The sequence below is a fragment of the Paenibacillus sp. 2KB_22 genome (genome assembly GCF_052115745.1).
Classification (GTDB): domain Bacteria; phylum Bacillota; class Bacilli; order Paenibacillales; family Paenibacillaceae; genus Paenibacillus.
The window spans coordinates 1-24117 of sequence record NZ_JBFRHG010000008.1 but is presented as its reverse complement, the minus strand read 5'-3'; the positions used below and the strand labels follow the sequence as shown (position 1 = coordinate 24117).

Annotated in this window: 21 protein-coding genes, 8 tRNA genes and 1 rRNA gene; all 30 read right to left on the bottom strand. The window is 47.2% G+C overall.

Annotated elements, in window-relative coordinates:
• Positions 1-58: 58 nt before the first annotated feature.
• A complete protein-coding gene (locus tag AB4111_RS27605) occupies positions 59-1009 on the bottom strand; it encodes a sugar phosphate isomerase/epimerase family protein (protein ID WP_442034250.1) in 951 nt (316 codons plus the stop codon).
• A 49-nt stretch (positions 1010-1058) separates the two neighbouring features.
• On the bottom strand, positions 1059-1931 hold the full coding sequence (locus tag AB4111_RS27600) for a carbohydrate ABC transporter permease (RefSeq protein WP_215078266.1): 873 nt from the start codon (positions 1929-1931) through the stop codon (positions 1059-1061).
• Positions 1932-2000: 69 nt separating this feature from the next.
• Positions 2001-2900 carry an ABC transporter permease gene (locus tag AB4111_RS27595; protein ID WP_253429029.1) on the bottom strand — a complete coding sequence of 300 codons (900 nt, stop codon included), beginning with the start codon at positions 2898-2900 and terminating at the stop codon, positions 2001-2003.
• A gap of 117 nt (positions 2901-3017) precedes the next feature.
• Positions 3018-4619: an extracellular solute-binding protein gene (locus tag AB4111_RS27590; RefSeq protein WP_442034247.1), complete on the bottom strand. Its 1602-nt coding sequence runs from the start codon at positions 4617-4619 to the stop codon at positions 3018-3020.
• 446 nt (positions 4620-5065) lie between these two features.
• Positions 5066-7327 carry a helix-turn-helix domain-containing protein gene (locus AB4111_RS27585; RefSeq protein WP_442034245.1) on the bottom strand — a complete coding sequence of 754 codons (2262 nt, stop codon included), beginning with the start codon at positions 7325-7327 and terminating at the stop codon, positions 5066-5068.
• Positions 7328-7581: 254 nt separating this feature from the next.
• Positions 7582-8529 carry a ribose-phosphate diphosphokinase gene (locus AB4111_RS27580; protein ID WP_036616184.1) on the bottom strand — a complete coding sequence of 316 codons (948 nt, stop codon included), beginning with the start codon at positions 8527-8529 and terminating at the stop codon, positions 7582-7584.
• A 263-nt stretch (positions 8530-8792) separates the two neighbouring features.
• Positions 8793-9617 (bottom strand): histidinol-phosphatase HisJ, encoded by an 825-nt coding sequence (hisJ, locus tag AB4111_RS27575; RefSeq protein ID WP_442034243.1) that lies wholly within the window; start codon positions 9615-9617, stop codon positions 8793-8795.
• A gap of 12 nt (positions 9618-9629) precedes the next feature.
• Entirely contained in the window at positions 9630-10364 is a 735-nt protein-coding gene (gene hisIE / locus AB4111_RS27570) for a bifunctional phosphoribosyl-AMP cyclohydrolase/phosphoribosyl-ATP diphosphatase HisIE (RefSeq protein ID WP_374954439.1), read from the bottom strand.
• A complete protein-coding gene (gene hisF, locus AB4111_RS27565; protein ID WP_017691268.1) occupies positions 10357-11118 on the bottom strand; it encodes an imidazole glycerol phosphate synthase subunit HisF in 762 nt (253 codons plus the stop codon). The genes hisIE and hisF overlap by 8 nt, the downstream gene beginning before the upstream one ends.
• A 30-nt stretch (positions 11119-11148) precedes the next feature.
• Positions 11149-11883: a 1-(5-phosphoribosyl)-5-[(5-phosphoribosylamino)methylideneamino]imidazole-4-carboxamide isomerase gene (hisA, locus tag AB4111_RS27560; RefSeq protein ID WP_091012008.1), complete on the bottom strand. Its 735-nt coding sequence runs from the start codon at positions 11881-11883 to the stop codon at positions 11149-11151.
• 62 nt (positions 11884-11945) lie between these two features.
• Positions 11946-12572, bottom strand: a complete 627-nt coding sequence (gene hisH / locus AB4111_RS27555; protein WP_442034240.1) for an imidazole glycerol phosphate synthase subunit HisH — start codon at positions 12570-12572, stop codon at positions 11946-11948.
• A 3-nt stretch (positions 12573-12575) separates the two neighbouring features.
• The gene (gene hisB, locus AB4111_RS27550) at positions 12576-13205 is read right to left on the bottom strand and encodes an imidazoleglycerol-phosphate dehydratase HisB (RefSeq protein WP_442034238.1); all 630 of its coding nucleotides are present in this window, start codon (positions 13203-13205) and stop codon (positions 12576-12578) included.
• The gene (gene hisD, locus AB4111_RS27545) at positions 13198-14502 is read right to left on the bottom strand and encodes a histidinol dehydrogenase (RefSeq protein ID WP_074092955.1); all 1305 of its coding nucleotides are present in this window, start codon (positions 14500-14502) and stop codon (positions 13198-13200) included. Before hisD ends, hisB begins: the two co-directional genes overlap by 8 nt.
• Positions 14503-14657: 155 nt before the next feature.
• Positions 14658-15317 (bottom strand): ATP phosphoribosyltransferase, encoded by a 660-nt coding sequence (gene hisG, locus AB4111_RS27540; protein ID WP_442034236.1) that lies wholly within the window; start codon positions 15315-15317, stop codon positions 14658-14660.
• A gap of 1 nt (position 15318) precedes the next feature.
• Positions 15319-16518: an ATP phosphoribosyltransferase regulatory subunit gene (locus tag AB4111_RS27535; protein WP_442034234.1), complete on the bottom strand. Its 1200-nt coding sequence runs from the start codon at positions 16516-16518 to the stop codon at positions 15319-15321.
• 403 nt (positions 16519-16921) lie between these two features.
• The gene (locus tag AB4111_RS27530; RefSeq protein ID WP_442034232.1) at positions 16922-17464 is read right to left on the bottom strand and encodes an acyltransferase; all 543 of its coding nucleotides are present in this window, start codon (positions 17462-17464) and stop codon (positions 16922-16924) included.
• Entirely contained in the window at positions 17461-18117 is a 657-nt protein-coding gene (ppaX, locus tag AB4111_RS27525; RefSeq protein WP_442034230.1) for a pyrophosphatase PpaX, read from the bottom strand. The genes AB4111_RS27530 and ppaX overlap by 4 nt, the downstream gene beginning before the upstream one ends.
• A 6-nt stretch (positions 18118-18123) precedes the next feature.
• Entirely contained in the window at positions 18124-19149 is a 1026-nt protein-coding gene (gene lgt / locus AB4111_RS27520) for a prolipoprotein diacylglyceryl transferase (protein WP_442034228.1), read from the bottom strand.
• 121 nt (positions 19150-19270) lie between these two features.
• A complete protein-coding gene (gene hprK / locus AB4111_RS27515; RefSeq protein WP_091011999.1) occupies positions 19271-20209 on the bottom strand; it encodes an HPr(Ser) kinase/phosphatase in 939 nt (312 codons plus the stop codon).
• A gap of 421 nt (positions 20210-20630) precedes the next feature.
• Positions 20631-21755: an ABC transporter ATP-binding protein gene (locus tag AB4111_RS27510; protein ID WP_062837775.1), complete on the bottom strand. Its 1125-nt coding sequence runs from the start codon at positions 21753-21755 to the stop codon at positions 20631-20633.
• Between the two features lie 103 nt (positions 21756-21858).
• Entirely contained in the window at positions 21859-23052 is a 1194-nt protein-coding gene (locus AB4111_RS27505) for a PucR family transcriptional regulator (RefSeq protein WP_442034225.1), read from the bottom strand.
• Positions 23053-23195: 143 nt separating this feature from the next.
• Positions 23196-23268, bottom strand: a tRNA-Lys gene (locus AB4111_RS27500).
• 7 nt (positions 23269-23275) lie between these two features.
• A tRNA-Tyr gene (locus AB4111_RS27495) sits at positions 23276-23361 on the bottom strand.
• Between the two features lie 12 nt (positions 23362-23373).
• Positions 23374-23446: transfer RNA gene (locus tag AB4111_RS27490), tRNA-Phe, on the bottom strand.
• A gap of 21 nt (positions 23447-23467) precedes the next feature.
• Positions 23468-23545: transfer RNA gene (locus tag AB4111_RS27485), tRNA-Asp, on the bottom strand.
• 9 nt (positions 23546-23554) lie between these two features.
• A tRNA-Thr gene (locus tag AB4111_RS27480) sits at positions 23555-23630 on the bottom strand.
• Positions 23631-23635: 5 nt separating this feature from the next.
• Positions 23636-23711: transfer RNA gene (locus tag AB4111_RS27475), tRNA-Val, on the bottom strand.
• A 9-nt stretch (positions 23712-23720) separates the two neighbouring features.
• Positions 23721-23797: transfer RNA gene (locus AB4111_RS27470), tRNA-Met, on the bottom strand.
• Positions 23798-23840: 43 nt separating this feature from the next.
• Positions 23841-23932, bottom strand: a tRNA-Ser gene (locus tag AB4111_RS27465).
• An 82-nt stretch (positions 23933-24014) separates the two neighbouring features.
• Positions 24015-24117 (bottom strand): 23S ribosomal RNA (locus tag AB4111_RS27460); the annotation flags it as partial.

The following is a 24117-nucleotide window of genomic DNA, read 5'->3' as shown; positions in this document are numbered from 1 at the left end:
GTTGAACACACGCTGTGAACACGCCAACTGTATCCCCCATCACCGCGCCTACTCTGTCTTACTCTGTCACTCCAAGCTTCTTCATAAGCAAGTCATGACTCTCGTGAATCTCTTCTGCCTTACAGGCAGACTTCAACTCATACACCTTCACTTGTGCCCGGCGGATCATCGGCAGATAGGCATCATAGAAGTTCATATCCTTACTGTGAACATACGGACACCAGTGATCAGAGAGACCGAGTGTTTCATGAATATGCACCCCTACGATATCATCCATCAGCCCCTGCATTTCTCCCACACTGTCATAAAGGCCCATTCGGTCCATCATGATGGCATGACCCGTATCGTACCAGATACCAACCGGTGCCCCTTTGAGGGCCGTAATAATGGTCTTGGCTTCGGCAAGGGTAGGAATCTGTTGTGGTCTGGATCTCGTCTCGATGCCAAAACGAACATCCAGACCCTTAGCTGCCGCCCGATTACATACTTCATCCAGACTGGCGATAATTTTCTCCACATACCCTGAACTGAGAGCTTGCCGCCGCTCCATCAATTCCGCCCATTTGCTGCGATACTTCGGTGAATCCGGGCCTTCCTCGTTATAGATCTTTCCAAGATCTTTGCTGATATCCTCTGGGAAAGGTACCTCTCCGGGGTGCACAACAACAGCTTCTCCCCCATAACGCTGGGCATATTCAGCCGACTCTACCAGCAATTCGATCGCCCGCTTACGTTTCACTTCATCTTCGAAGCCGAGCAAGATGGAATCCGTCCCATAATCAGGATCAGGGTCATGTGGAAAGGTATTGTGGACACTAGAAATTCCGATCTCTCCACGCTCAATCATGGGCTCAATCGTCTTGAGCATCTCCTTCGTCACATTATAATTTAGCTCCACCCGGCGAAAACCGAGATCTGCAATCTCCCGAATCATATCTTCCCCGACATCATGTTTTCGGATATTCCAGCATGTGGAGAACGAATATATCCCCTTATCTATGTGCTGCATCTGTTTTCCTTCTCCTCCCTCTGGCTAAACTTTTCACACCAGCCTTAACTCAACCTTTTACCGCGCCAAGCATCGCACCGCTGACAAAATACTTTTGCAGCCACGGATAGACGAGCAGAATCGGAACGGTTGCGAAAATAACGGTCGCGGCCTTGAGACTCTCGGGAGTCAATGGCGTACGGTTAGCACCCTCCATCTGAGTAAGCTCGCTGACCATATTGTTCTGTACCATTTGGAATAACTTCAGTTGAAGCGGGTACAGCTTCGGATCATTAATATACATCAGGGAATCCTGGAACCCATTCCAGCGTCCAACCGCATAGAAAAGAGCTAATGTAGCCAGTACTGGCATGGATAATGGCAGTATGATTTTAAATAACGTGTGTATATGTGAGCTGCCATCAATTTCTGCTGATTCTTCCAGACTCTCAGGAATACCTCTGAAGAATGAGATCAGGATAATCAGGTTAAACGGACTGACCAGTCCAGGCAGAATCAGTGCCCACACTGAATTAAGCAAGTTCAGGTCACGAATGAGCAAGTACTCAGGGATGATCCCGCCACTGAAGAACATCGTAATAATGATGACATACATGAAGAGCTTGCGCCCTTTCAATTTTTTCTTGGTTAACGGGTATGCAGCTGCCAGTGTGAACATCATGCACAGGACAGTAGTAGCAATTGTCAGAACCGTCGTGTATCCCAGTGAATAGATCATCGACTGATCAGAGAACACCTGAATATACGCATCCCAATTGAATTCTTTAGGGAATATGGTTACTTCACCTGACGTAATCGCACGGTTAGAGCTGAATGATATCGCAATCGTGTGCAGAAATGGAGCCAGACAGAATATAACAAACAAGGTGATAAAGGAGATATTAACGATATCAAAAATCCGGTTTGAGGTGCGTTCACTCATATGCGCACAGCTCCTTTACTGATGGTCTATACAAACAAGCCGATTGGTGTCTCTTCCGTTCATCACAACCTACAAAATACCTTCACCGGTTGTTTTCTTCGAAATATAGTTGGAGCCTAGTACGAATACAAGTCCTACTACTGCCTGGAACAATCCGACGACAGTTGCCAGCGTGTATTGTCCTGATTCAAGACCAACTCTGTATACAAAGGTACTGAGTACATCGGAATATTCACGCACAGCCGTATTACCAATGATATAAGGCCGATCAAAACCGATGCTGACCATATGTCCAAGATTAAGAATGAGCAGGGTCACAATGGTTGGTTTAATGCTTGGCAATGTAATATGCCAGATTCTCTTCAGCCGTGATGCTCCATCAATTTCAGCTGCTTCGAACAATTCCTTGTTGACGCCGGTTAATGCAGCCAGATATAGAATGGTTCCCCATCCTGCACTTTGCCAGACACCTGTGAACAGGTATGTCACAAGCCATGGATTTTTTTCTGTCAAAAATGGTATTGAATTTAAACCCATACTCTCCAGTACACCGTTAACCATACCGGATTGATTACCGAACAATTGGTATACAATTCCCCCGATGATTACCCATGAGATAAAGTGAGGAATGTACAGAATGGTCTGAGATATTTTTTTAAACCATTTGAATCGAACTTCATAGAGCATGATCGCCAAAATAATAGGAGCTGGAAATGAAACGATCAAATCCAGAAAATTCAGCATAAAGGTGTTGCGCAATGTGGTGTAGAAGTCCCGCATTCCAAAGACTTCACGAAATGCATCAAAACCGATCCACTCACTTCCACTGATTCCCTGGAACAAGTTAAAGTCCTTAAAGGCGATCTGTACACCGTACATCGGTCCATAACGAAAGATTAAAAAGTAGATAATGGGCAGTGAAATTAGCGCGTACAATTGCCAATATCTCTTCAAGTATGTGGTGGTCAAGTCGGTTTCCTCCTATCAACTAAGAAACGGCTGTGCCGCCAAGCCGGCGGCACACGTCCCTTCCAAAGTTATACGGTAACATGCATATCTGTCTTTGATCTCAAAGTGTAGAGCTAGTTAGTTTGCAGGGAGTGCTTGAACTGCTTCTTCAAGTTCTTTTTTCAGTTCAGTACCACCGAGCGACATGAAATCAGCCATTTCTTTCTCATACACTGCATCGAAATCTGCTGGCTTAGCCATCGCTGTTTTTACAATAATGACGTTCAATTTATCTTTGAGAGCTGTGCTGTACTTCATCTCTGCTTCAATCGGTTTATCGAAGATAATCGGTCCTACTGTATCGGTGTTGGCAATATCAATGGATTGTTTCAGGAGCTCCTGGTTATTCTGCGGGAAGCCCAGAATCCATGCTTTTTCATTCGTTGCCTGATCACCGATGTTTTTACCGTTGGAGATAATTGCTGTATCCCCTGCATTGAACAGGCGATCCTGCGCTTCTTGGGATGCATCTTCCTTCACAACTGGAATGCCGTCTACCAGATCATAGTTCTCGCCTTCCACACCACTGTAGATATCAATCAGATTGTTGTCAGATGCCATCCAGTCGAGATATTTGATCGCTTCGACAGAACGTTTGCTGCTCTTCGGAATCATAATGTACATACCATTTGTTCCGTAGCGTGACTTGATGTGTTTGTTGTCTGCATTTGGATTAGTGTATACATCCACCGGCAACACTTTGCTGCCACTCACGTTCTTGGTTAAATTATCCAGTGTTCCGTCTCCGTAGAACATGGCATCAACATCTTCAGACCAGTAACCTACATTACCGTTTTGAATGTCTTTACCTAACTGCGTTTTGTCTTCATCTAAACTGAAGTCTTTGCTGATCAAACCTTCGTTGTACAGTTTGTTCAGGAACTGCATCGATTCTTTGAATCCTTCATGCAGCGGCAACTCATACCGTTGACCATAAGTCAGGTCGCCACTAACCGGCTTGATGAATGAGTAGATGAGCGTTTCGAATTGAGCCGGTGCAAGAGCCATACCCATTGGGATGTTTTTGCTTCCGAGACCACCAGGATCTTTATCCTTGAACGCTTTCAAAGTTGTATATAATTCATCCGTGGTCTTCGGTGCTGGCAATCCCAGCTTATCGAGCCAATCCTGACGAATGTAAGAGCTGTATCGGCCTGTAATAGCACGTTTACCCGGAACAGCAAACTGTTGTCCTTCTACTTGCCCGAACTTCAAAGTATCTTCGCCCAGGAACTTCTTCAGGTTTGGACCGTGCTGTTCAATCAGCTCACCGACATCAGTCAGTCCACCTTGTTGAGCATATCGATAAAACACGCTTGAGTCATAAACAAAGACAATATCAGGGACATCCGTATTACTAGCCATCAGGACATTCAGCTTGGTAACTTCCTCAGAACGCTGAACGGGTACAAACTGTACATCAATATTGTTGGGATCACCGAACTTCTCCTGAATCATTTTAGATAGATAGTTGTTCGTAATTGTGTACGGCGAAGGACTGTTACCACGGTCGAAAATCTCCACCTTTAAGGTAACGCGCTCACCATTGCCCGATGTTCCGCCTTCAGCTGATTCTTCTGATGCTGATGAGCATCCCGCAAGTAAAGAAACGCCCATTACCACCGTAAGCGCCAAACCCATCCATTTCTTCAGACTCCCTTTGGTTGCTTTTCTTGTCATTTTGTCATCCCCTTTGGCTTTGCGTGAATGTTTAAAGCTTGCCCAGAGTATTTCACATTTTTCCGTTATCCTGCAATAAACCAGTTTCGGAAGCGCTTACAAACGGATTATGGTTTATATACTAAGCCCATTTTCGCAGACTGATTATTTTCCCAAAGCCGCGCTGCCCTAGGCTGTGATGGCTCTCAATGCCTCACGACTCGGAACTGCCTGTCCCCATTCGAATAAACCATTTTCACACACTGCCTATATTCGCATACGGGGAAAAACAGGAATATTAGCATGCTATCCTGCGAAAACAGTTGCATCGATCTCACGTAGCAGAGAACTGTTCAACGAAAACAGGGCGAACCTCTGCAAGCCTGCTCTCCTGGTGGAAAGTGACTGCATGAAATTCACCCTGTGCTATCCTGATGTACAGATCTCAGAATATGATCATCATTGCGTTACTCTTCGGGTTCTCGATGTTCTCGTTTCAAACGACGATAATCTCCTGGTGTAATGCCCGTTACCCGTTTAAATACACGTCCCAACGTAATTCCATTTGCATACCCAACCTTCAGGGCAATATCCTGCAGAGAGTAATCCGTATTGAGCAGAAGCTGCTCCGTCTCCTTCATGCGAAGCTCCGTAACAAAATCAACAAACTTCATGTTGAATTCTGTCTTGAACAAATAACTCGCATGTTTGCCCGTAATCTGGAATCGGTCGCTGAGATGTTTCAATGAAAGATCAGGATTCGCAAACTGTTCTTCGATATAATTTTTCATTTCGTTAACCATGGCTTTATAACTCTTGGTTTCCGTTACCGCCACATACGTTCTGAACAAGTCCGTCAGACCATCGAACAAAAGACTCTTCACATCAGTAAGCGTCTCTGCCTCTTCCACAGCACTCAACCATCTGTTTATATTTTCTTCGGACAGCTCTTCCTGAAGCCCTTCCGACATCATGGCCACCTCTCGGCTGAGCATCTGAAACATGGCCTGAATCAGAGAACGAATCTCGTCATCTGGCAGTTTGTTCTGTTCAAATGCTGTAAAGATCTCCTCCAACTGTTCCCGCCACTGTCCACTCGACATCCGGAACCGCTTAACAAAGTCCGCAATCATCTGTAGATAAGTATAGGTATCCAGCAAAGGATGCTGTGGTTCACCGCAGTCGGCTTGGCCGACATCTCCATTCATCAATAGTTTGCGTTGCATTACCGCTTCTGCTGCCGCATAGGAGTTGCGTATCGCACCGATTCCCTGAGCAATAGGTCCAATACCAAAGCTTAAGGAGATACGTAGATTTTGTTCCACCCAAGATTTGCATTCCTCAGCTACAACACGAATCTGACCAGACATGTCCAAGTTGTTATCACTCTGTTCTTTGAATACAAAAAGGATTGCAATCTGATCTACACTAATCCATTCCGTCCAGCATTGTACTCCCGTATTACGTGACAGTTCTTGCAAAACGTTCATCAAGGCAAACTTCAGCGTATTTTGTTCACCTCTTGTGTACCTCTCCTGAAATCCCTTCTCATAACGGTTAATCTCTCCAACGACAACGACAAAGCGCGAGGAGTCATACACGTCATTCAGTGGAGAGAGTTCTTTTAATTGCTCTGCTGCATTTTCGATGTGTTCACCATGCAATAGGGCATTGAACAACTTGCTACGCTGCATGAGTACATTTTCCCTGCTTTTCTTGTCATAATCCATCATGTGATTAATCAGATTCTCAAGCACACCGTCAATCATCTTCATCTCATCCGTGCGAGCACCCGAGTGCTCAAACGCCCGAATCTGATGAGACTCAATCCGGTTCATGATGATCTTAATGGGTTTATAGTTACGGCGAGTAATATACACGATATACACAATCGCACAGATGACAGTCACAATCGCAATGATTACCCATACATAAGACACGACAGATACCCAGCCAAATAAGTTGCCGGCCTTGATTCCACTGGATATTGTCCAGCCCAGTCTTTCTAGTGGCAGCCTGTTCAGTTCCTGACCATCTATCGAGCCTTCTTGGTCCGAGTGTGCATTATACACAACCTTACCGTCCCGATCCGTAATCGTCAGGAATGAGAGCTGACCATTAACCATACTATCTACACTTTGTTCAATGCTGCTCATCTTGATATTAATGACCAATGTGCCCTGAGAGCCAAAAGGCAAAGGCATGTCCTTGTTCACGGTCAATACACGAATAGGGGTACGTTGAACAGAGCCCGTATCGAATTCCCGAACTGGCTGCCAGCCTGAACCGATAGATCCGGTAGCCATCTGATCAATCCATGCCTTATCCGAGAAACTTTCTGCTTCTCTGGAACCACTTATGGTCAGAACATGTTTATTTCGCTTGTCATATAGATAGATGGATTGAATCCATGAGGACGAATTGGTTAGCTCACGTAAATTCTGCGCAATTGCATACACCGTGTCCGAGCTGGCCAGGTTGGTATTATTAAAATAGAGTTTGTATGCCTGCTGACTCTGTACCGTTTCCAGGATGGATAATTCAATATCCCTGATTGTGCGATCCACTGTGTCTATCATATAACTGGAGGAGATCCGGTCTGCTTTTTTTGTTTCCTCTTTAGATATGTCATTGATGAAAACAAACGCGATGAAAATGAGTATGGTCACCGTAAGAAAAAAAATTGGGAAATACGAGAACAGTAACCGGTAGTACCAATTACGAGACAATAGACCCCACTCCTCACTCCACGATGCCAATGTTCTCAGCCGTGGTTCTACTGTTCAGCATCCATCTCACCTTAGGGGCTGAATACCATATGATAACGTTATCATGACTGATTTTATGTTATTATAGCACAAGCCTCTGAGCAGCAATGCAAGAATTGAATTCCAAGAGCCAAAACAAAAAAACCGTGCTGAGCAGACAACAACTCAGACACGGAACTGTTCATCTGGCCACACACCGTTATATCCTCGATGCTCTAAATGCCAGAATCCTTAAACAATGTGGCCATGGAGCCACCATCCACAATAATGCGCACGGCGCGAGCCAGCATTGGCGCAACAGGTAACACTTTGAAGCATTCAGGGTGGTCATCTGGCAGTGCGATCGAGTCCGTAACTACCACCTCTTCAATTGACGGGTGATTCAATTTACTTACTGCCCCATCTGAGAACAATCCGTGTGTTGCACATACATATACATTTTTGGACCCGCGTTCCTTCAACCCTTCCACCACATTCAGAATGGTTGTTCCGGTGTCGATCAGATCCTCAATAATAATCGGTGTCCGTCCTTCTACATCACCAATGACATGGGTAATTACCGATTCATTATGGCTTGGACGTTTCTTGATCATAATGGCAAATGGGGAATCCAGGCGGTTCGCCAGTTTCTCTGCCATGGAAGCTCGTCCCGCATCCGGAGAGACAACGACTGGATTTTCAATTCCTTTGCTTAACAGATAATCACTGATCAGGTCCAGCGATGTCATGTGATCAACTGGAATGTTGAAGAATCCCTGAATGGCCGCTGCGTGCAGGTCAATCGTTACCACTCGATTGGCGCCAGCCGTAGTTAATACATCTGCGACCATCTTGGCCGAGATCGGCTCCCGTGGAGCCGATTTGCGCTCTTGACGAGCATAGCCATAATACGGAACAATGATGTTCACCGTGCGCGCAGAAGCCCTTTTCGCGGCATCAATCATCACAAGCAGCTCAACAAATAGCTCATTGATCGGATGGGACAACGACTGTACCAGAAACACATCACAATTACGGATCGTTTCTTCATAATGAACGTATATTTCTCCGCTCTTGAACCTGGACAGCTTGATCTTGCCCAGTTGTACTCCCAGCTTGTCACATACCTGTTCTGCCAGCTTAGGGTTCGATGAACCGGAAAAAATACGTAACGAATGCTGCATAATGCCCTCCCGAGGGTTGAAGTCCCTATATAATCCCTTATCTAAAAGCGAGTGTTCAAAAAGACCGGTTTTCAGTACCGAGAAGATGGGATAAAGCTAGAAATGGAGTAGCGGAGCGTAGCAAAACTACGTGAGCAACGGACATTTCGGCTGAATTCCAGCTTCGATGCTGAAGATGCCATTAGGCATCCTTCGTAATCAAAGGCGGACTTTTTGAACTACCTCTAAAAGGTTATTTCCTACCCTCATTATACTCTACTGGCTTATACATTTAAAGGAATGAACGAGCGCTGACGGCCTTCAAAAACAGCGACTTCCGTACAGCCCAACTCATGTAAAAGTGCTTCAGCTTCCGGCAAATAATCCCCCAACTTAAGAGGGTCATGTGCATCGGAGCCCATCGTTAATGGAATACCCAATCGAATGGCCTCCGTCAGCATTCTGCGACTAGGGAACATCTCGGCGCAAGGCTTCGATAACCCGGAAGCATTCAGTTCCATGGCGCAGCCACTTTTGGCAATAGCCTGCAACGCTGCGTTCTCCAGTGAGATACGTTCTTCTGTCTGTTCAGCTGAAGGAACATAGCCAAACCGTTTAATGACATCCGTATGGCCCATAATATCGTACAGGCCCGTCGCAGCTGCCTTGCTTACAGCATCATAGTACTGACGATATACGTCAAGGATGTCTTTGCCCTCCCAGTGATGGGTCTGGCGGAAATCCGTAATGTCCCATTCCCCGAGGAAATGAACAGAGCCAATCACATAATCCCATGGATAACGCTCAATGATTGCACGGATCTCTGTTTCCCAGCCTTCAATATAGTCACCTTCCAGACCAACACGTACGTCAATCTGCCCGCGGTAACGTTCTTTCAGGGAGAAACACTCCTCTACGTAACGCGGCAGTTCATCCATAGGCATCGCCATTTCCGGATAATATTGAGCCGGATCGACATGCAATAATGGCATGTGATCGGACAATCCAATCTGGGATAGTCCGATCTCCACACCACGTTGCACGTACTCTTCCAGTTTGCCAACGGCATGTCCACACCGCTCATGGTGTGTGTGATAATCTATACGCACGAAGCTCGCCTCCTAATCGCGGCGAGGCCGTTCATGACGGCGGCTCAGCTCTGACATAATATCGTCCAGCGGCAGCTTGCGCTCTTGTAACAGGACGAGCAGGTGATACATCAGGTCACTGACCTCCAGACGAAGCTCGTCATTATCTTTATTTTTGGCGGCGATGATCGTTTCGGATGCTTCTTCACCGATTTTTTTCAATATTTTGTCTACACCTTTATCAAACAGATACGTTGTATATGCACCCTCAGGGCGTTCACGTTCACGCTCTGCAATAACGGACTCCAGTTCAGCCAAAACCTCGAAGCGGCTTTCGGAATCGGAACTTCCCGAAGCAGATGCCTCACTCGCATCATCCGAACCCTTATCCGCCGATTTCTCTGGCAAACCAATGATTTCATTATGGAAACATGTTACCGCACCTGTATGGCAGGCAGGACCGTTCGGTTTGACCTCAACCAACAAGGTATCACCATCACAATCATATTTCAGGGAAGTAATGGTCTGCACGTTACCAGATGTTGCACCTTTGTGCCACAGCTCTTGACGCGAGCGTGACCAGAACCACGTTTCACCGGATTCAAGCGACAACTTCAGAGATTCGCGATTCATATAAGCCATCATTAAGACTTCCCGAGTATCCACATCCTGCACAATGGCAGGAACCAAACCATCACTCCAACGAATGTGTTCCACAACCTGTTCCAAGGACAACTGTTCCTTGATTTCATCGCTCACTTTAGTCACGGATCTCCACCCCTTGTTCTCTCAAATGTTGTTTTAACGCCGGTACGGCGATTTCTTTGTAATGGAAAATCGTTGCGGCCAGCCCTGCGTCCGCTTTGCCTGTGGTAAATACATCATAGAAATGAGATTCCTTGCCCGCACCGCCCGATGCGATGACTGGAATACGCACAGATTCGGATACCGCTGCCGTCAGCTTCAGATCAAAGCCGTCTTTTGTTCCGTCCGCGTCCATACTTGTGAGAAGAATCTCCCCCGCGCCCAAGCTCTCAGCCTGTTTAACCCATTCCAGCGCCTTGATGCCGGAGGGTTTCCGTCCACCATGGGTATAGACTTCCCACTCGCCCCAAGCTTCGTTATACTTGGCATCGATCGCTACCACGATACACTGCGAGCCAAAGCGACGTGCACCATCTGCAATCAACTGCGGATTAAGTACCGCGGCTGTATTCACTGCGATTTTATCCGCTCCCGCACGAAGAATCCGCTTCATGTCCTCTACCTTGGAGATGCCACCACCTACCGTAAAGGGAATAGCGATCTCGCCCGCCGTCTGCCGCACGACTTCTTCCATCGTTTCGCGCCCTTCTACCGAAGCGGAGATATCGAGAAACACCAGTTCGTCTGCGCCCTCGCGGTCATATAGTGCCGCCAGCTCTACCGGATCACCCGCATCGCGGAGATTAACGAAGTTGACGCCTTTGACGACCCGGCCGTCCTTCACGTCCAGACAGGGGATGATTCTTTTTGCCAGCATGCTACCTCTTCCTCTCTATCCGAATATCCCTTACTTATTGACCGCACGTACTGCTTCAGACAGATCGATACTTCCTGTATACAGTGCTTTACCCACAATTGCTCCACCAACACCATCATCCGCGTGGCGACTCAAACGAAGCAGATCATCCATTACACTTACACCGCCGGAAGCAATAACCGTACGTCCGCTCGCCTTGGCAAGAGACACAATCGCTTCCACATTAGGACCCTGCATCATGCCATCACGGGAAATATCCGTAAAGATAAACGTTTCTGCCCCATATGCCGCCAATTCCTTCGCGAGTACCTCTGCCTGTACTTCCGATGTTTCAAGCCATCCGCGAGTTGCCACGTAACCATTACGTGCATCGATACCAATTGCCACTTTGTCCCCGTAACGTCCCAGTACTTCCTCTGTAAAAGCACGATCCTCAATTGCTGCTGTTCCAATGATCAGCCGGCTAACACCCAGACCCAGCAAACGCTCTACATCCGCTACTGTACGAAGTCCGCCGCCCACCTGAACAGGTACGTTTACAGACGACGCAATCCGCCCAATCAGCTCATCGTTAACAGGATGCCCTGCTTTCGCACCATCCAGATCCACCAGATGAACATATGTACCGCCTTGTTTCTCCCAGGATAAAGCCACTTGAACCGGGTCATCGTTATACACAGTCTCCTGATTATAATCTCCCTGCACCAGTCTTACACATTTGCCGTCCCGGATATCAATCGCCGGGTATAGGATAAAAGATGACATACAAGGCCTCCTGAATATGAATTAGATTTGTACGCTTTCTATAGTTAAGAAGAGCTGATGTTTTACCTTTGTACAGGTGCTCCTGTCAGAGCCAAAAAGTTGCCGAGCAGCTTCATGCCAAGCTCTCCACTTTTCTCCGGGTGGAATTGCATGCCGAAGTTGGATCCTCTGCCTACAATGGCTGTCACCGGATGTCCGTAATCCGTTACCGCCAGCAGATCGTCCCTGTTTTCAGTAAGCGCATGATAGGAATGAACAAAATAGACGTGTCCTGCCTCAAGCCCCATAAATAGCGGGTTTTCCGCGTGCAGGAACTCCAAACGGTTCCATCCCATATGAGGAACCTTCAGTTCTCCGGGAGCGAAACGCACCACTTTACCTGGCAATATATCCAGTCCCTCATGTTCACCATGCTCTTCACTTGAGCTGAACAACAACTGCATCCCCAGACAGATACCAAGCAGCGGCTTGGACCCGACAGCCGCTTCCTTTACCACCGTATCCAGTCCACTCTCCCGCAAATGAACCATCGCATCACCAAAAGCACCTACGCCTGGCAGAATGACACCATCTGCGCCAATAATCTCTTCCCGGTCACCCGTGACCAGCGCTTCGTAGCCAAGACGTTCGACCGCTTTGCCAACGCTGTGCAGGTTACCCATACCGTAATCGACAATTGCAATCGCCATCGTCTACAGCACTCCCTTCGTGGAAGGCACACCCGTTACACGCGGATCAATCATCGTTGCTTCATCCAGTGCACGTCCCAATGCCTTAAAGATCGCTTCAATCATGTGGTGGGTATTCTGACCATAGTGCACAATGACATGCAACGTAATCCGAGCTTCCAGCGCCAATTTCCACAAGAATTCATGTACCAGCTCCGTGGAGAAACTGCCTACCTGTTGAGAAGGGTATTCTGCACGGTATTCAAAGTGAGGTCGGTTGCTCACATCAATAATAACCTGAGCGAGTGCCTCGTCCATCGGTACAAAAACACTGGCGTAACGCTTAATACCGCGTTTGTCACCCAATGCTTCTCGCAACGTCTGCCCTAGACAAATTCCGATGTCTTCAACCGTGTGGTGATCGTCAATATCAATATCTCCACGGGCCTGTACGTTCAGGTCGAATTGTCCATGCTTCGTGAACAGATCCAGCATATGGTTCAGGAAGGGCACATCCGTTTCAATCGTGGATTGTCCTGTTCCGTCTACATTAAAGGCCAATTGGATATTGGTCTCGTTCGTTTTGCGATCAACCTCTGCTTGGCGCACTGCACCTTTGTTTTCAAGTTCCACTCCGTTATTTTGATTATCCATTGTCCGATTCCGCCTTTCCTTCCTGTTCTAACCGTACAGCGATTGCACGGGCATGCCCTTCAAGACCCTCATGGCGGGCCAACTCTATAATAGCCGCTCCGTTCTGCAGCAGCGCTTCTTTACTATAATAGATCAGACTCGATTTCTTGATAAAATCATCCACGTCCACTGGCGAACTGAATCGCGCAGTTCCATTGGTCGGAATAATGTGATTTGGTCCGGCAAAGTAATCCCCTACCGGCTCCGAGCTGTACGGGCCAAGGAAGATCGCGCCGGCATTCTCGATTCGGCCAGCGTAAGCCATTGGCTCCTGTACCATGATCTCCAGATGCTCCGGTGCGAGCCGGTTCACCACGTCGATTCCCTCATCGATGGAATCGACCACAATAATCGCGCCATACTGCTCCACCGAAGCAGCAGCGATATCACGCCGCGGCAGCACTTCAAGCTGCCGCTGCACTTCGCCCTGCACGGCTTCCGCCAGCGTGGCCGAATTCGTGACGAGAATGGCCGATGCCATCTCGTCATGTTCCGCCTGCGACAACAGGTCCGCGGCGACATACACCGGATTCGCCGTATCATCGGCGAGTACCACAATCTCACTCGGCCCGGCGATACTATCGATATCGACCGCACCGTACACTTCGCGCTTCGCGAGCGCCACGTAAATATTGCCCGGTCCACAGATCTTGTCGACCGGTGCAATACTCTCCGTGCCGTAAGCAAGGGCGGCGATGGCTTGAGCGCCGCCAACCCGGTACATCTCGCTTACGCCTGCTTCCGCAGCAGCAACGAGAATGTACGGGTTAATGCCTTCGCCACCGTTCGTAGACGGCGGCGTCACGAGAACGATCTCCGGCACGCCTGCCACCTGTGCCGGAATCACATTCATCAGCACAGACGATGGATACGCTGCTTTGCCGCCAGGTACATAGACGCCGACCCGCTTCAGCGGCCGGATGACCTGGCCCAGCAGGCTGCCGTCCGGCTGCCAATCCATCCACGAGTTGCGTTTCTGCTTCTCGTGAAATGCACGAATGTTGGCGGCGGCTTGCCGAATCGCCGTCACAAAGGATGGCTCCACGGCTGCATAAGCCGCCTGCAGCTCTTCCTGCGGCACGCGCAATTCCGCGGCCGTCAGCTTCGTGCGGTCCAGCTGCTCCGTGTAACGCAGCAGTGCCGCATCACCCTCACGGCGAATATCGCTGACAATACGCCGTACCGTTTCATTTTGCTCTGGCGTGCCATACTCCACTTCCCGCTTCAGATCAAATTCACGTGCAGGTACAATTTTCATACGTACAACCTCCTCATCCTCTGTAATGCCTGCCTTTTTATGGCCGATTCGATTCTGATTTTTCACGTTTCTTGCTTCTATCGTTTCATTCTTTTGTTATTTCCGTTGCTTTATTTCTCGTTCTTGCTACCTTGCAGTCCTTGCATATCAGTAATTTATCCCCGAAGGCTTCCCGCCGATATCTCATTCGATGCCGGAATAACCTGCTGAAGTGCATCACACAAAGCCTGAATTCGTGCATTTTTCATCCGATAACTTACCCGATTGGCGATAAGACGGCTGGTGATGTCCAGAATGCCTGTCATCTCCACCAATCCGTTCTCGCGCAGTGTCTGACCTGTCTCCACCAGATCGACGATCCGGTCTGCCAGACCAATCAAGGGTGCAAGCTCAATGGAACCATTCAGCTTGATAACTTCGACCTGCTGCCCTTGCTCCCGGAAATACTGTGAAGCGATCCTCGGGTACTTCGTTGCAACACGTTGCTGAATGCCTGGCTTCCAGTCGGGAAGTCCAATCACAGACATACGGCACTGAGCGATTCCCAGATTCAACAGTTCGTACACATCCCGATTTTCCTCCAGTAGCACGTCTTTACCAACAATTCCGATATCAGCAACACCGTACTCCACGTACGTTGGAACATCTACTGGCTTCGCCATGATGAATTCCATTCCCGCTTCCGGTACTTCAATAACCAATCTGCGTGTATCATCCACGTCTTCTGGAATATCCAGCCCCGCTTCACGGAACAATTTGGAGGCTTTTTTATAGATTCGGCCCTTCGGCATGGCCACCTTCAGAATATCCAACATCTCAGCGTCCTCCTTCTTCAGATCCGTAAGTTATAACCTGCTCAGCCTGAACGGTTGTTGCTCCAGCAGATACAGCACTTGCTCCAGCCCCGTCTTCAGGAAGAAGGAGTGTCACTACATTTTGTCCCAGACTGCGTAATCTTGCCGCTTCTGTCAGTGCCTCGGCCCGACGTTTCGGGCTATATTGGATAAGTATCGGTTTCTTCTCTTCAATGGTAATGCCGTGAACGCCATCAATAATCCGGTTGGTTTTCAGTGCAAACCCTGTAGCTGGCAACGAACGCCCGAATTGTTGTAACAGATTGTCATACCGCCCCCCACTACATACCGGAGATCCCAGTTCTGCTGCATATCCTTCAAACGTCATGCCCGTATAATAGGAGAAATCCCCGATCATCGTCAGATCAATCAGCACATGTTCGGATACACCGTACGCTTCCAACACTTCGAATACTGCACACAGATGTGCAATCGACTTTGCTGCTTCAGCGCTTGAACTTAGCTCTACCGCATGTGTGCATACTTCCTTGCCACCGCGCAGACGCAGGATCGCTTCAAGCTGTTCTTTCAACTTCGGTTCCAGATTCAATGTTTCAATGGACTGTCGATAGCCCACATAATCACGTCCGAGCAGCCCTTCCTTCAATTGCTCCTGCTCCGTTGTCTGGCCTGGAATGACTTCCTCCAGTAATCCGTTCAGGAATCCCATATGACCCATCGCTATTTTAAAAGAAGACACGCCCGCTGCCTGCAAAGAGGCAATCGCAAGCGCAACAACTTCTGCATCCGCTTCAGGTGAATCGTCCCCGACCAGCTCCACGCCTGTCTGGAAGAATTCTGCCTCGCGCCCAGCTTCCTCTTCAATGGAACGAAATACGTTCGCATGATAGGACAGACGCAGCGGCAATTGCTCATCTTTGAGCATGGACGAAACGACGCGTGCAATCGGAGCCGTTAGATCCGATCGGAGCACCAGCGTGGTTCCCCGGCTGTTCAATAATTTGAACAATTTGCGATCCGATGTAGAGCTGGCTACACCTACCGTGTCGTAGTATTCAATTGTTGGTGTGATGATCTGACGGTAACCCCAGCGTTCCATACATTCCAGTACATTCCGCTCAATTGTCCGCAGTTTGGATACTACATGTGGTGTATAGTCGCGAAATCCGGTTGGTTTTTCAAATCCTTTTGGTTTGGACATTGGTATTATTCACCCCGAGTCAGTAATTTAAGAGTGGTACTCGTTCTATATCAACAGGATTTATGTAGTGTAAATCCCCATTCTATCTTGTAACCCTGAATCAACGTATTGCTGCAAAAGCCTTCATCTATTGGTTTAGTTCAACCTTTATCACGTTTAATTTCTCCAACAATACTTTCACATGGTAAAGTGCTAACAAACTAAAGGATATGGGATATGATAACATGAAATCCGCACTACCGTCAACAATACCGAAGCTTGATTGCCCTTGGATAGGCATATCGTTTTATATACACACTGTTACCCTCACCAATCGGTATTTATATACGAAAAAAGCTGCCATAAGCAGCTTTTTATTTCGACACATCTTCATTGATTCATCTTGATTTATAACTTTACTTACTTAATGCACACTGCCCTGAGAAGAATCATCCGTGTTAAAGACAGTCTCTTCCGTAGGAGCTGCCGCACGGGATAAATCACGCAGTGGATTGCCACCAACAAAAGCTCCCGGAGCAACATCCTTATGTACGACTGCTCCAGCAGCTACAACCGCTCCATCCCCTATGGTTACCCCAGGCAGAATCGTTGTATTGGCACCAATCAGTACATTTTCCCCGATAATGACCTCGCCGAGCCTGTACTCCTTAATGAGATACTCATGAGCGAGAATTGTTGTGTTGTAACCGATGACCGAGTTTTCGCCGACCGTTATTTTCTCCGGAAAAAACACATCCACCATCACCATCAGGCCAAAGGCCGTGTGTTTTCCCACCTTCATGCCCAGCATTCGGCGATAAATCCAATTCTTCACCGATAGGATTGGACAGTAGCGTGACAACTGGATCCAGATAAAATTACGAACGCCCTTCCACGGACTCACTGTCTTGTAGATATGCCAAAGTGCATTCTGGTCCTCTACCGGATAGCGGGTTACTTTTCTCATGGACGTCCCGTTTCAACACCAATGAGTTTTAACAAGTCTCTCATGTCGTGCAACATATGATCGGGTCCATATCCGTTCAGGATTGTTTCCCCTTTAAGAGACCATGCAACCCCCGCCGAAAGTGCGCCCGCATTTTGAGCCGATTGGATATCCACCGGACTGTCACCTACCATCAACGTTTTAGTAGGATCTGCACCCAGTTCCGCCATGGCTTTCAATACAGGCTCAGCGTGTGGCTTCGGATTCGTCACATCGGTCACGGTTACAATCGTCTTCATATATTTCAGTAGGTCAAAACGCTCCAGAACCTTTAATGTAGATGGCCGAATTTTAGTTGTGACCACACCCATCACAATGCCAGCCTGATGCAACGCCTCTACTACCTCAATAACATGTGGAAAAGGTCTAACCATCGCTTCATGATGGATGTCATTATAGGCACGATAACCTTTCACGTACTCGGAGACTTCCTCCTGACCAGAGAAGGTACGCATTTGCTGCTCCAGTGTGCCACCCATATGTGGAATGATCTGTTCCCGTGTCCATGGAGCTGAATGCTCCCATCCCCCCATGACATGCTGGAATGAGCTGATAATCAGCTCATTGGTATCAATAATCGTTCCGTCCAGATCAAACAATACCGTGTCAATCATGTTGCATTACTCCTTTTTATCATCAACTTGCTTCGGATCATCTTTGGCTGGAGGTGTTACCTTGCTCTCTTTGCCAACAACCGTTCCCGTATGCTCCATATCATCTGAGGTAACTTTGGACGATACAATCGGATCACTGTAACGAACATCCGCTTTACCTGTCACTCTTCTCACCACAATGAATGCAACAGCAACAATAATGATACCAATAGCCAGCAGTTGTGAGATTCTTACGTTACCATAAGCAGGATCAAGATAGCCTTGTTCGAAGCCCATCGCAGTCATTGGAGACCACAGCCCGTTCACTAATGAAGCAACCCATTGCGGAGCCTGGAAGCCCAGACTGTCCGTACGCAAAGCTTCAATGAAGAAACGACCGATAGAATACCAGATGAAATAAGACATGAACAGTTCACCTGAGCGAAGGAACTTCTGACGACGCAGAACTAGCAACAAGACCAGGCCAACGAGACTCCACATCGATTCATACAAAAACGCAGGATGATGGAATACGCCATCTACGTTCATTTGATTCACAATAAAGTCCGGCAGATGAAGCTTGTCTCTCAAAAATGATTCTTCCACAGGACCGCCGTAGGCTTCCTGATTCACAAAGTTCCCCCAACGTCCAATCATCTGTCCAACAATCAGTCCAGGCGCACAGATATCGGCCATACGCCAGAAGTTATACCCTTTACGACGGAAGAAAATAACTGCACAGATGATTGCACCAATAAGGGCACCATAGATGGCAATACCGCCATTCCATATTTTAAAGACATCCCAGAAATTATCCTTATAATCTTCCCACTTAAATGCAACATAGTAGATGCGGGCACCAATGATGGCAGAAGGCACGCCCAGCAGGACCATGTCCATGAACACTTCCTGTGGAATGTTGTATCGTTTGCCCTCCCGGATCACGAGCAGGAGTCCTATAAGTGCCGCGGCACCAAGAATAAGCCCGTACCAGTGAACCTTTAACGCTCCAATAGAGAACGCAATCGGGTTCAACAGTAATAATGTATCCATTCATTCACACTCCTATTTATTCGATCAATCGCACGCATGACGAATGGTTGGCATGCCCTGCGCCTTAAGAGAAGCAGAACATGTCAACCATTTATCTTCATTTCCTTATATCAAATATTTCTTAATCCATGTCTTCCATATCTTCCGAGATAGTTGCTGTCAGCTTGTTCGTGAATTGCAGTGCAGCATTAAGACCCATCTGTTTCAGACGATAGTTCATACCGGCTACTTCAATAATAACCGCCAAGTTCCGTCCCGGACGAACAGGAATCGTAACGAGTGGCACATCTGTATCAATGATACGTGTAGTCTCTTCATCCAGACCCAGACGATCGTATTGTTTATCCTGCTGCCATGCTTCCAAACGTACAACCAAGGTAATCCGTTTGTTATTCCGAACTGCACCGGCTCCGAACAATGTCATGACGTTGATAATACCGACACCTCGAATTTCGAGCAAGTGGCGGATCAATTCAGGTGCAGTACCGTGCAGCTGAAAATCTGACGTTTGGCGGATCTCTACCGCATCATCGGCAATCAGTCGGTGTCCACGTTTAACCAGTTCAAGTGCTGTTTCACTCTTACCAATACCGCTACTACCTGTGATCAGCATACCTACGCCATAGACATCACAAAGTACACCGTGAATCGTTGCAGTAGGTGCTAATTTGCCTTCCAGAAATCCGGTAATCCGGCTGGACAGAATCGTTGTTGCCATATTACTGCGCAATACAGCCAAATCCCGTTCTTCACTGATATCAATCAGTTCTTGCGGCACTTCAAGTCCGCGCGTTACAACGATACAAGGCGTCTCTTCCGTACATAGACGTTGCATACGATCACGCCGCTCTTGCTCGGGTAACATTGCAAAAAAGGCAAGTTCCGTTCTTCCAAGCAACTGAACGCGTTCTTGAGGATGGTATTCAAAATAACCGGCCATTTCCAGACCAGGACGGTTCAGATCATCTACCGTAATGACTCTTTTCAATCCGTGAGATCCAGAAACAACCTCCAACTGAAACTGCTGTACCAATTCGGATACTTTCACTTTTTTCGCCATTTGTCTCTTCCTTTCAGCATTCGCTGTACCTCTATGTAATTCAGATCGTGTATCAGTTCTTTCCATTATTAGCGCATTCACAACATAGGGTAAAGAATGCATACCCTTCCAACAGTCGGTTCTCTCAAATATATGAAGACAGACCTTCAAATAATCTTAAATGAATTCCGGGATGAATGCAATCGCAGCCTCCGACAACTATTCATAAGAAAAACCTTCTGATCGAGCACCCATCGGGAATACTACATGGATGGTTTAGCGGTTGTCTATCTGGTAATTATGAATCCTAGCCCCGCTGAATATTATAGAATTCATTAATTTTAAAAAAAGCCCCTTCCAGCAATAACGGAAGGGGCTCTCATTACAATGTATAATTGCGTTAACTGTCAGATTCCATCGTCACCGAGGAATCCCAGTAATATTAGTCTTGAAGAAGTACGTTTACTTCAGTCTCTTTGTCAAAGATATGAACTTTGTTCATGTCGATGGCCATTTTAACTGTGGAACCATCACGAGTGTTAGAACGTCCGTCTACACGTGCGATTGTGGTATCGTTACCTACACCGCTCAAGTAGAGGAGCATTTCGTGACCGAGGTTCTCTGTTACATCTACGTGAGTAGAGAATACAGAGTTCGGGGATGCTTCCAGGAATACTGGCTCTTCGTGAATGTCTTCTGGACGAACACCCAGAATGACTTCTTTGCCAATGTATCCTCTAGATTTCAACACTTGTGCTTTACCTTGCGGGATTTCAACGTCCACGCCTGGAGCTACGAAGTGCAGGTTAGCACCTTGCTCAGCCAATTTACCCGAGATAAAGTTCATTGTCGGGGAACCGATGAAACCAGCTACGAACAGGTTAGCCGGCAGGTTATACAACTCTTCCGGAGAAGCTGCTTGTTGGATGATACCATCCTTCATAACTACGATCCGGTCACCCATCGTCATTGCTTCGATCTGGTCATGCGTTACGTAGATAACTGTTGTTTCCAAACGTTTAGCCAGTTTAGTGATTTCCGCACGCATCTGACCACGAAGTTTAGCATCCAAGTTGGAGAGAGGCTCATCCATCAAGAAGACTTGTGGATCACGGACAATCGCACGTCCTAGAGCGACACGCTGACGTTGACCACCGGACAATGCCTTAGGTTTACGCTCAAGCAAATGCTCGATATCCAGGATTTTAGCTGCTTCACGTACACGTTTGTCGATCTCGTCTTTTTTAACCTTACGCAATTTCAAACCAAACGCCATGTTTTGATATACGCTCATATGCGGATACAAGGCATAGGATTGGAATACCATCGCGATATCGCGGTCTTTAGGTGCAACATCATTAACGACACGGTCACCGATATAGAGTTTACCTTCAGAAATTTCCTCAAGGCCTGCGATCATACGCAGTGTTGTTGATTTACCACAACCGGACGGGCCTACCAATACCAGAAATTCTTTATCTTTAATGTCCAGGTTAATGTCAACTACAGTTGCTTTATCAGAACCCGGGTATTTTTTGAAAATATGCTCTAAACGTACTCCAGCCATGATTGTTGCCTCCTCAGAGATCATTTTGTAATCGAATACAATTTGTATTTTTATAATACCCTATCACCGTGAGGTTTGACTATTCGCAAACTGCACAAAAATATCAATGCTTTTTCGTCACTTTGTACATAAGCAGCAAAAACTGCACTAGAACAGCACTTTCAAAGTGCCTTACATCGTAACCAATCTCTTGTTTGATCTTGTCCAGACGATAAACCAACGTATTACGATGAATGAAAAGCCGTTTGGCTGTCTCGCTCACATTACAGTCCAGGCTAAAAAAGGTCTCCAGCGTAGCAAGAGTCTCACTGTCATTGAAGATTAACGTGTCTTTGCCTGTTTCCTGTATAAACCGTATCCGTTGTGCATCTGGAATACTCGCTACCAATCGTTCCAGATGCAGATCCCATGAGAGATGAATATGCTGCGTAACATGGAATGCTCTCCCCAAGTGAACACTTTCTTTAAGAAGAGCTGTGACTGATACTAGTTGTTGTGCGGGTATGCATGGCAGGGATGCAGACAGATGGAATACCCCAGCCCACTCACTGGCAACCAGTTCATGTAACCCAAGGCAAAAAGCGTTCAGTGAATCCTTTTTGGCTTCTGTTGTATCTTCTTCAGCTTCTTCTGTAACAATTTCTTTATCACCCATGAAAACCCACTCTTGCTCCCCTAAGGGAATCAATACAATCTCCTCGCCAAAATAACTCTCAAGCAACTTGTTGAGTTCCTTGGATCGTAAACGATGTGCATCCGGCGTATCTCCTTGCAGCAAGAACAGAATTTTCTCAGTATTCAAATCTGCAGCCACCACAAAGCGGTCAGGAACCGCTTCAGATTCCTGCTTGGTTGGTTCTTCGATCTGCTCTCTAAGCCAGAGACCCAATTCAGTCAAATACTGCTCCCTATCATTCTCATATACAACAGGCTGTGTCTCATCGGGTAATTCTGTGTTGGAGCGGATCAAAAGCTCAATAAATCTACGTCTCTCCACAGTGATAGATCTTGCAGCGCATCCCCAACATACAACGGTCTCATCTATCTCATTCATCCGAACCTTAAAAAATATACGCTCTCCCGTATTCAAACTGATCACATCGGATGAGCTAGGAGATGTAGATTGTTCAGATAACCCCTGACTATCGCCTTCATTACCAAAGGTCTCTGAATTTTCATGAAGACCTACCAGATTCGCAACGGATTGCGTCCATTCCTCTATTGTAATTTCATATTCATCCAAAGTTGTGCCTATAATGACTTCAATTTGCTGTTTTAAATCAGGTATGAACTTCATATAATGAACGTCACCACTCTGCATGTTTTCTATTAGTTTATCATATCTTGCGCAGCATTAATAAATATCCATAATCCGTTAAAATTACATAACAAAAAAGAGCGACTAATCAAATTAATGATTAATCACTCTTTTCTTAAAGATGAGTCATGAAGGGCTCGAACCTTCGACACCCTGATTAAAAGTCAGGTGCTCTACCAACTGAGCTAATGACTCATAAAACTGGTGGAGGATGATGGATTCGAACCACCGAACCCGTACGGGAGCAGATTTACAGTCTGATGCGTTTGGCCACTTCGCTAATCCTCCAGGGATTAAAGGTGGCTCGGGACGGAATCGAACCGCCGACACGAGGATTTTCAGTCCTCTGCTCTACCGACTGAGCTACCGAGCCATATTTAATTTTTAGGATTAATGGCGGAACCGACGGGATTCGAACCCGCGATCTCCTGCGTGACAGGCAGGCATGTTAGGCCAACTACACCACGGTTCCAGGCATTAATGGTGCCGGCGAGAGGACTTGAACCCCCAACCTACTGATTACAAGTCAGTTGCTCTACCAGTTGAGCTACACCGGCGTATATGGTGGAGGCTGAGGGGATCGAACCCCCGACCCTCTGCTTGTAAGGCAGATGCTCTCCCAGCTGAGCTAAGCCTCCTGGGTAATATGGTAGCGGCGGAGGGGATCGAACCCCCGACCTTACGGGTATGAACCGTACGCTCTAGCCAGCTGAGCTACACCGCCATATTAATTGTGTCTTGATTGCTTGTCCATCTTTACCTAAAGATGGCGGAGAGAGAGGGATTCGAACCCTCGCACCGCTTACGCAGTCTAACCCCTTAGCAGAGGGTCCCCTTATAGCCACTTGGGTATCTCTCCAAATAACAATCTTCAACATCATTCAAGGATTGCTCCCTGAAAACTAGATTCGAAACGAAAGTGTGCGAATTGAACTTGCAAATTGGATAAGCCCTCGACCGATTAGTACTGGTCAGCTCCATGCATTGCTGCACTTCCACCCCCAGCCTATCTACCTCGTCGTCTTCAAGGGGTCTTACATACTG

What these genes read in the sequence shown, in the direction of transcription:
- hisF (WP_017691268.1), bottom strand. Translation starts at nt 11,118, where the DNA reads ATGCTGGCAAAAAGAATCATCCCCTGTCTGGACGTGAAGGACGGCCGG.
- hisB (WP_442034238.1), bottom strand. Translation starts at nt 13,205, where the DNA reads ATGGATAATCAAAATAACGGAGTGGAACTTGAAAACAAAGGTGCAGTG.
- hisD (WP_074092955.1), bottom strand. Translation starts at nt 14,502, where the DNA reads ATGAAAATTGTACCTGCACGTGAATTTGATCTGAAGCGGGAAGTGGAG.
- hisG (WP_442034236.1), bottom strand. Translation starts at nt 15,317, where the DNA reads ATGTTGGATATTCTGAAGGTGGCCATGCCGAAGGGCCGAATCTATAAA.
- hprK (WP_091011999.1), bottom strand. Translation starts at nt 20,209, where the DNA reads ATGGCGAAAAAAGTGAAAGTATCCGAATTGGTACAGCAGTTTCAGTTG.
- AB4111_RS27600 (WP_215078266.1), bottom strand. Translation starts at nt 1,931, where the DNA reads ATGAGTGAACGCACCTCAAACCGGATTTTTGATATCGTTAATATCTCC.
- AB4111_RS27535 (WP_442034234.1), bottom strand. Translation starts at nt 16,518, where the DNA reads ATGTCCAAACCAAAAGGATTTGAAAAACCAACCGGATTTCGCGACTAT.
- AB4111_RS27505 (WP_442034225.1), bottom strand. Translation starts at nt 23,052, where the DNA reads ATGAAGTTCATACCTGATTTAAAACAGCAAATTGAAGTCATTATAGGC.
- AB4111_RS27605 (WP_442034250.1), bottom strand. Translation starts at nt 1,009, where the DNA reads ATGCAGCACATAGATAAGGGGATATATTCGTTCTCCACATGCTGGAAT.
- lgt (WP_442034228.1), bottom strand. Translation starts at nt 19,149, where the DNA reads ATGGATACATTATTACTGTTGAACCCGATTGCGTTCTCTATTGGAGCG.
- AB4111_RS27590 (WP_442034247.1), bottom strand. Translation starts at nt 4,619, where the DNA reads ATGACAAGAAAAGCAACCAAAGGGAGTCTGAAGAAATGGATGGGTTTG.
- AB4111_RS27530 (WP_442034232.1), bottom strand. Translation starts at nt 17,464, where the DNA reads ATGAGAAAAGTAACCCGCTATCCGGTAGAGGACCAGAATGCACTTTGG.
- ppaX (WP_442034230.1), bottom strand. Translation starts at nt 18,117, where the DNA reads ATGATTGACACGGTATTGTTTGATCTGGACGGAACGATTATTGATACC.
- AB4111_RS27580 (WP_036616184.1), bottom strand. Translation starts at nt 8,529, where the DNA reads ATGCAGCATTCGTTACGTATTTTTTCCGGTTCATCGAACCCTAAGCTG.
- AB4111_RS27510 (WP_062837775.1), bottom strand. Translation starts at nt 21,755, where the DNA reads ATGGCTGGAGTACGTTTAGAGCATATTTTCAAAAAATACCCGGGTTCT.
- hisA (WP_091012008.1), bottom strand. Translation starts at nt 11,883, where the DNA reads ATGTCATCTTTTATCCTATACCCGGCGATTGATATCCGGGACGGCAAA.
- hisH (WP_442034240.1), bottom strand. Translation starts at nt 12,572, where the DNA reads ATGGCGATTGCAATTGTCGATTACGGTATGGGTAACCTGCACAGCGTT.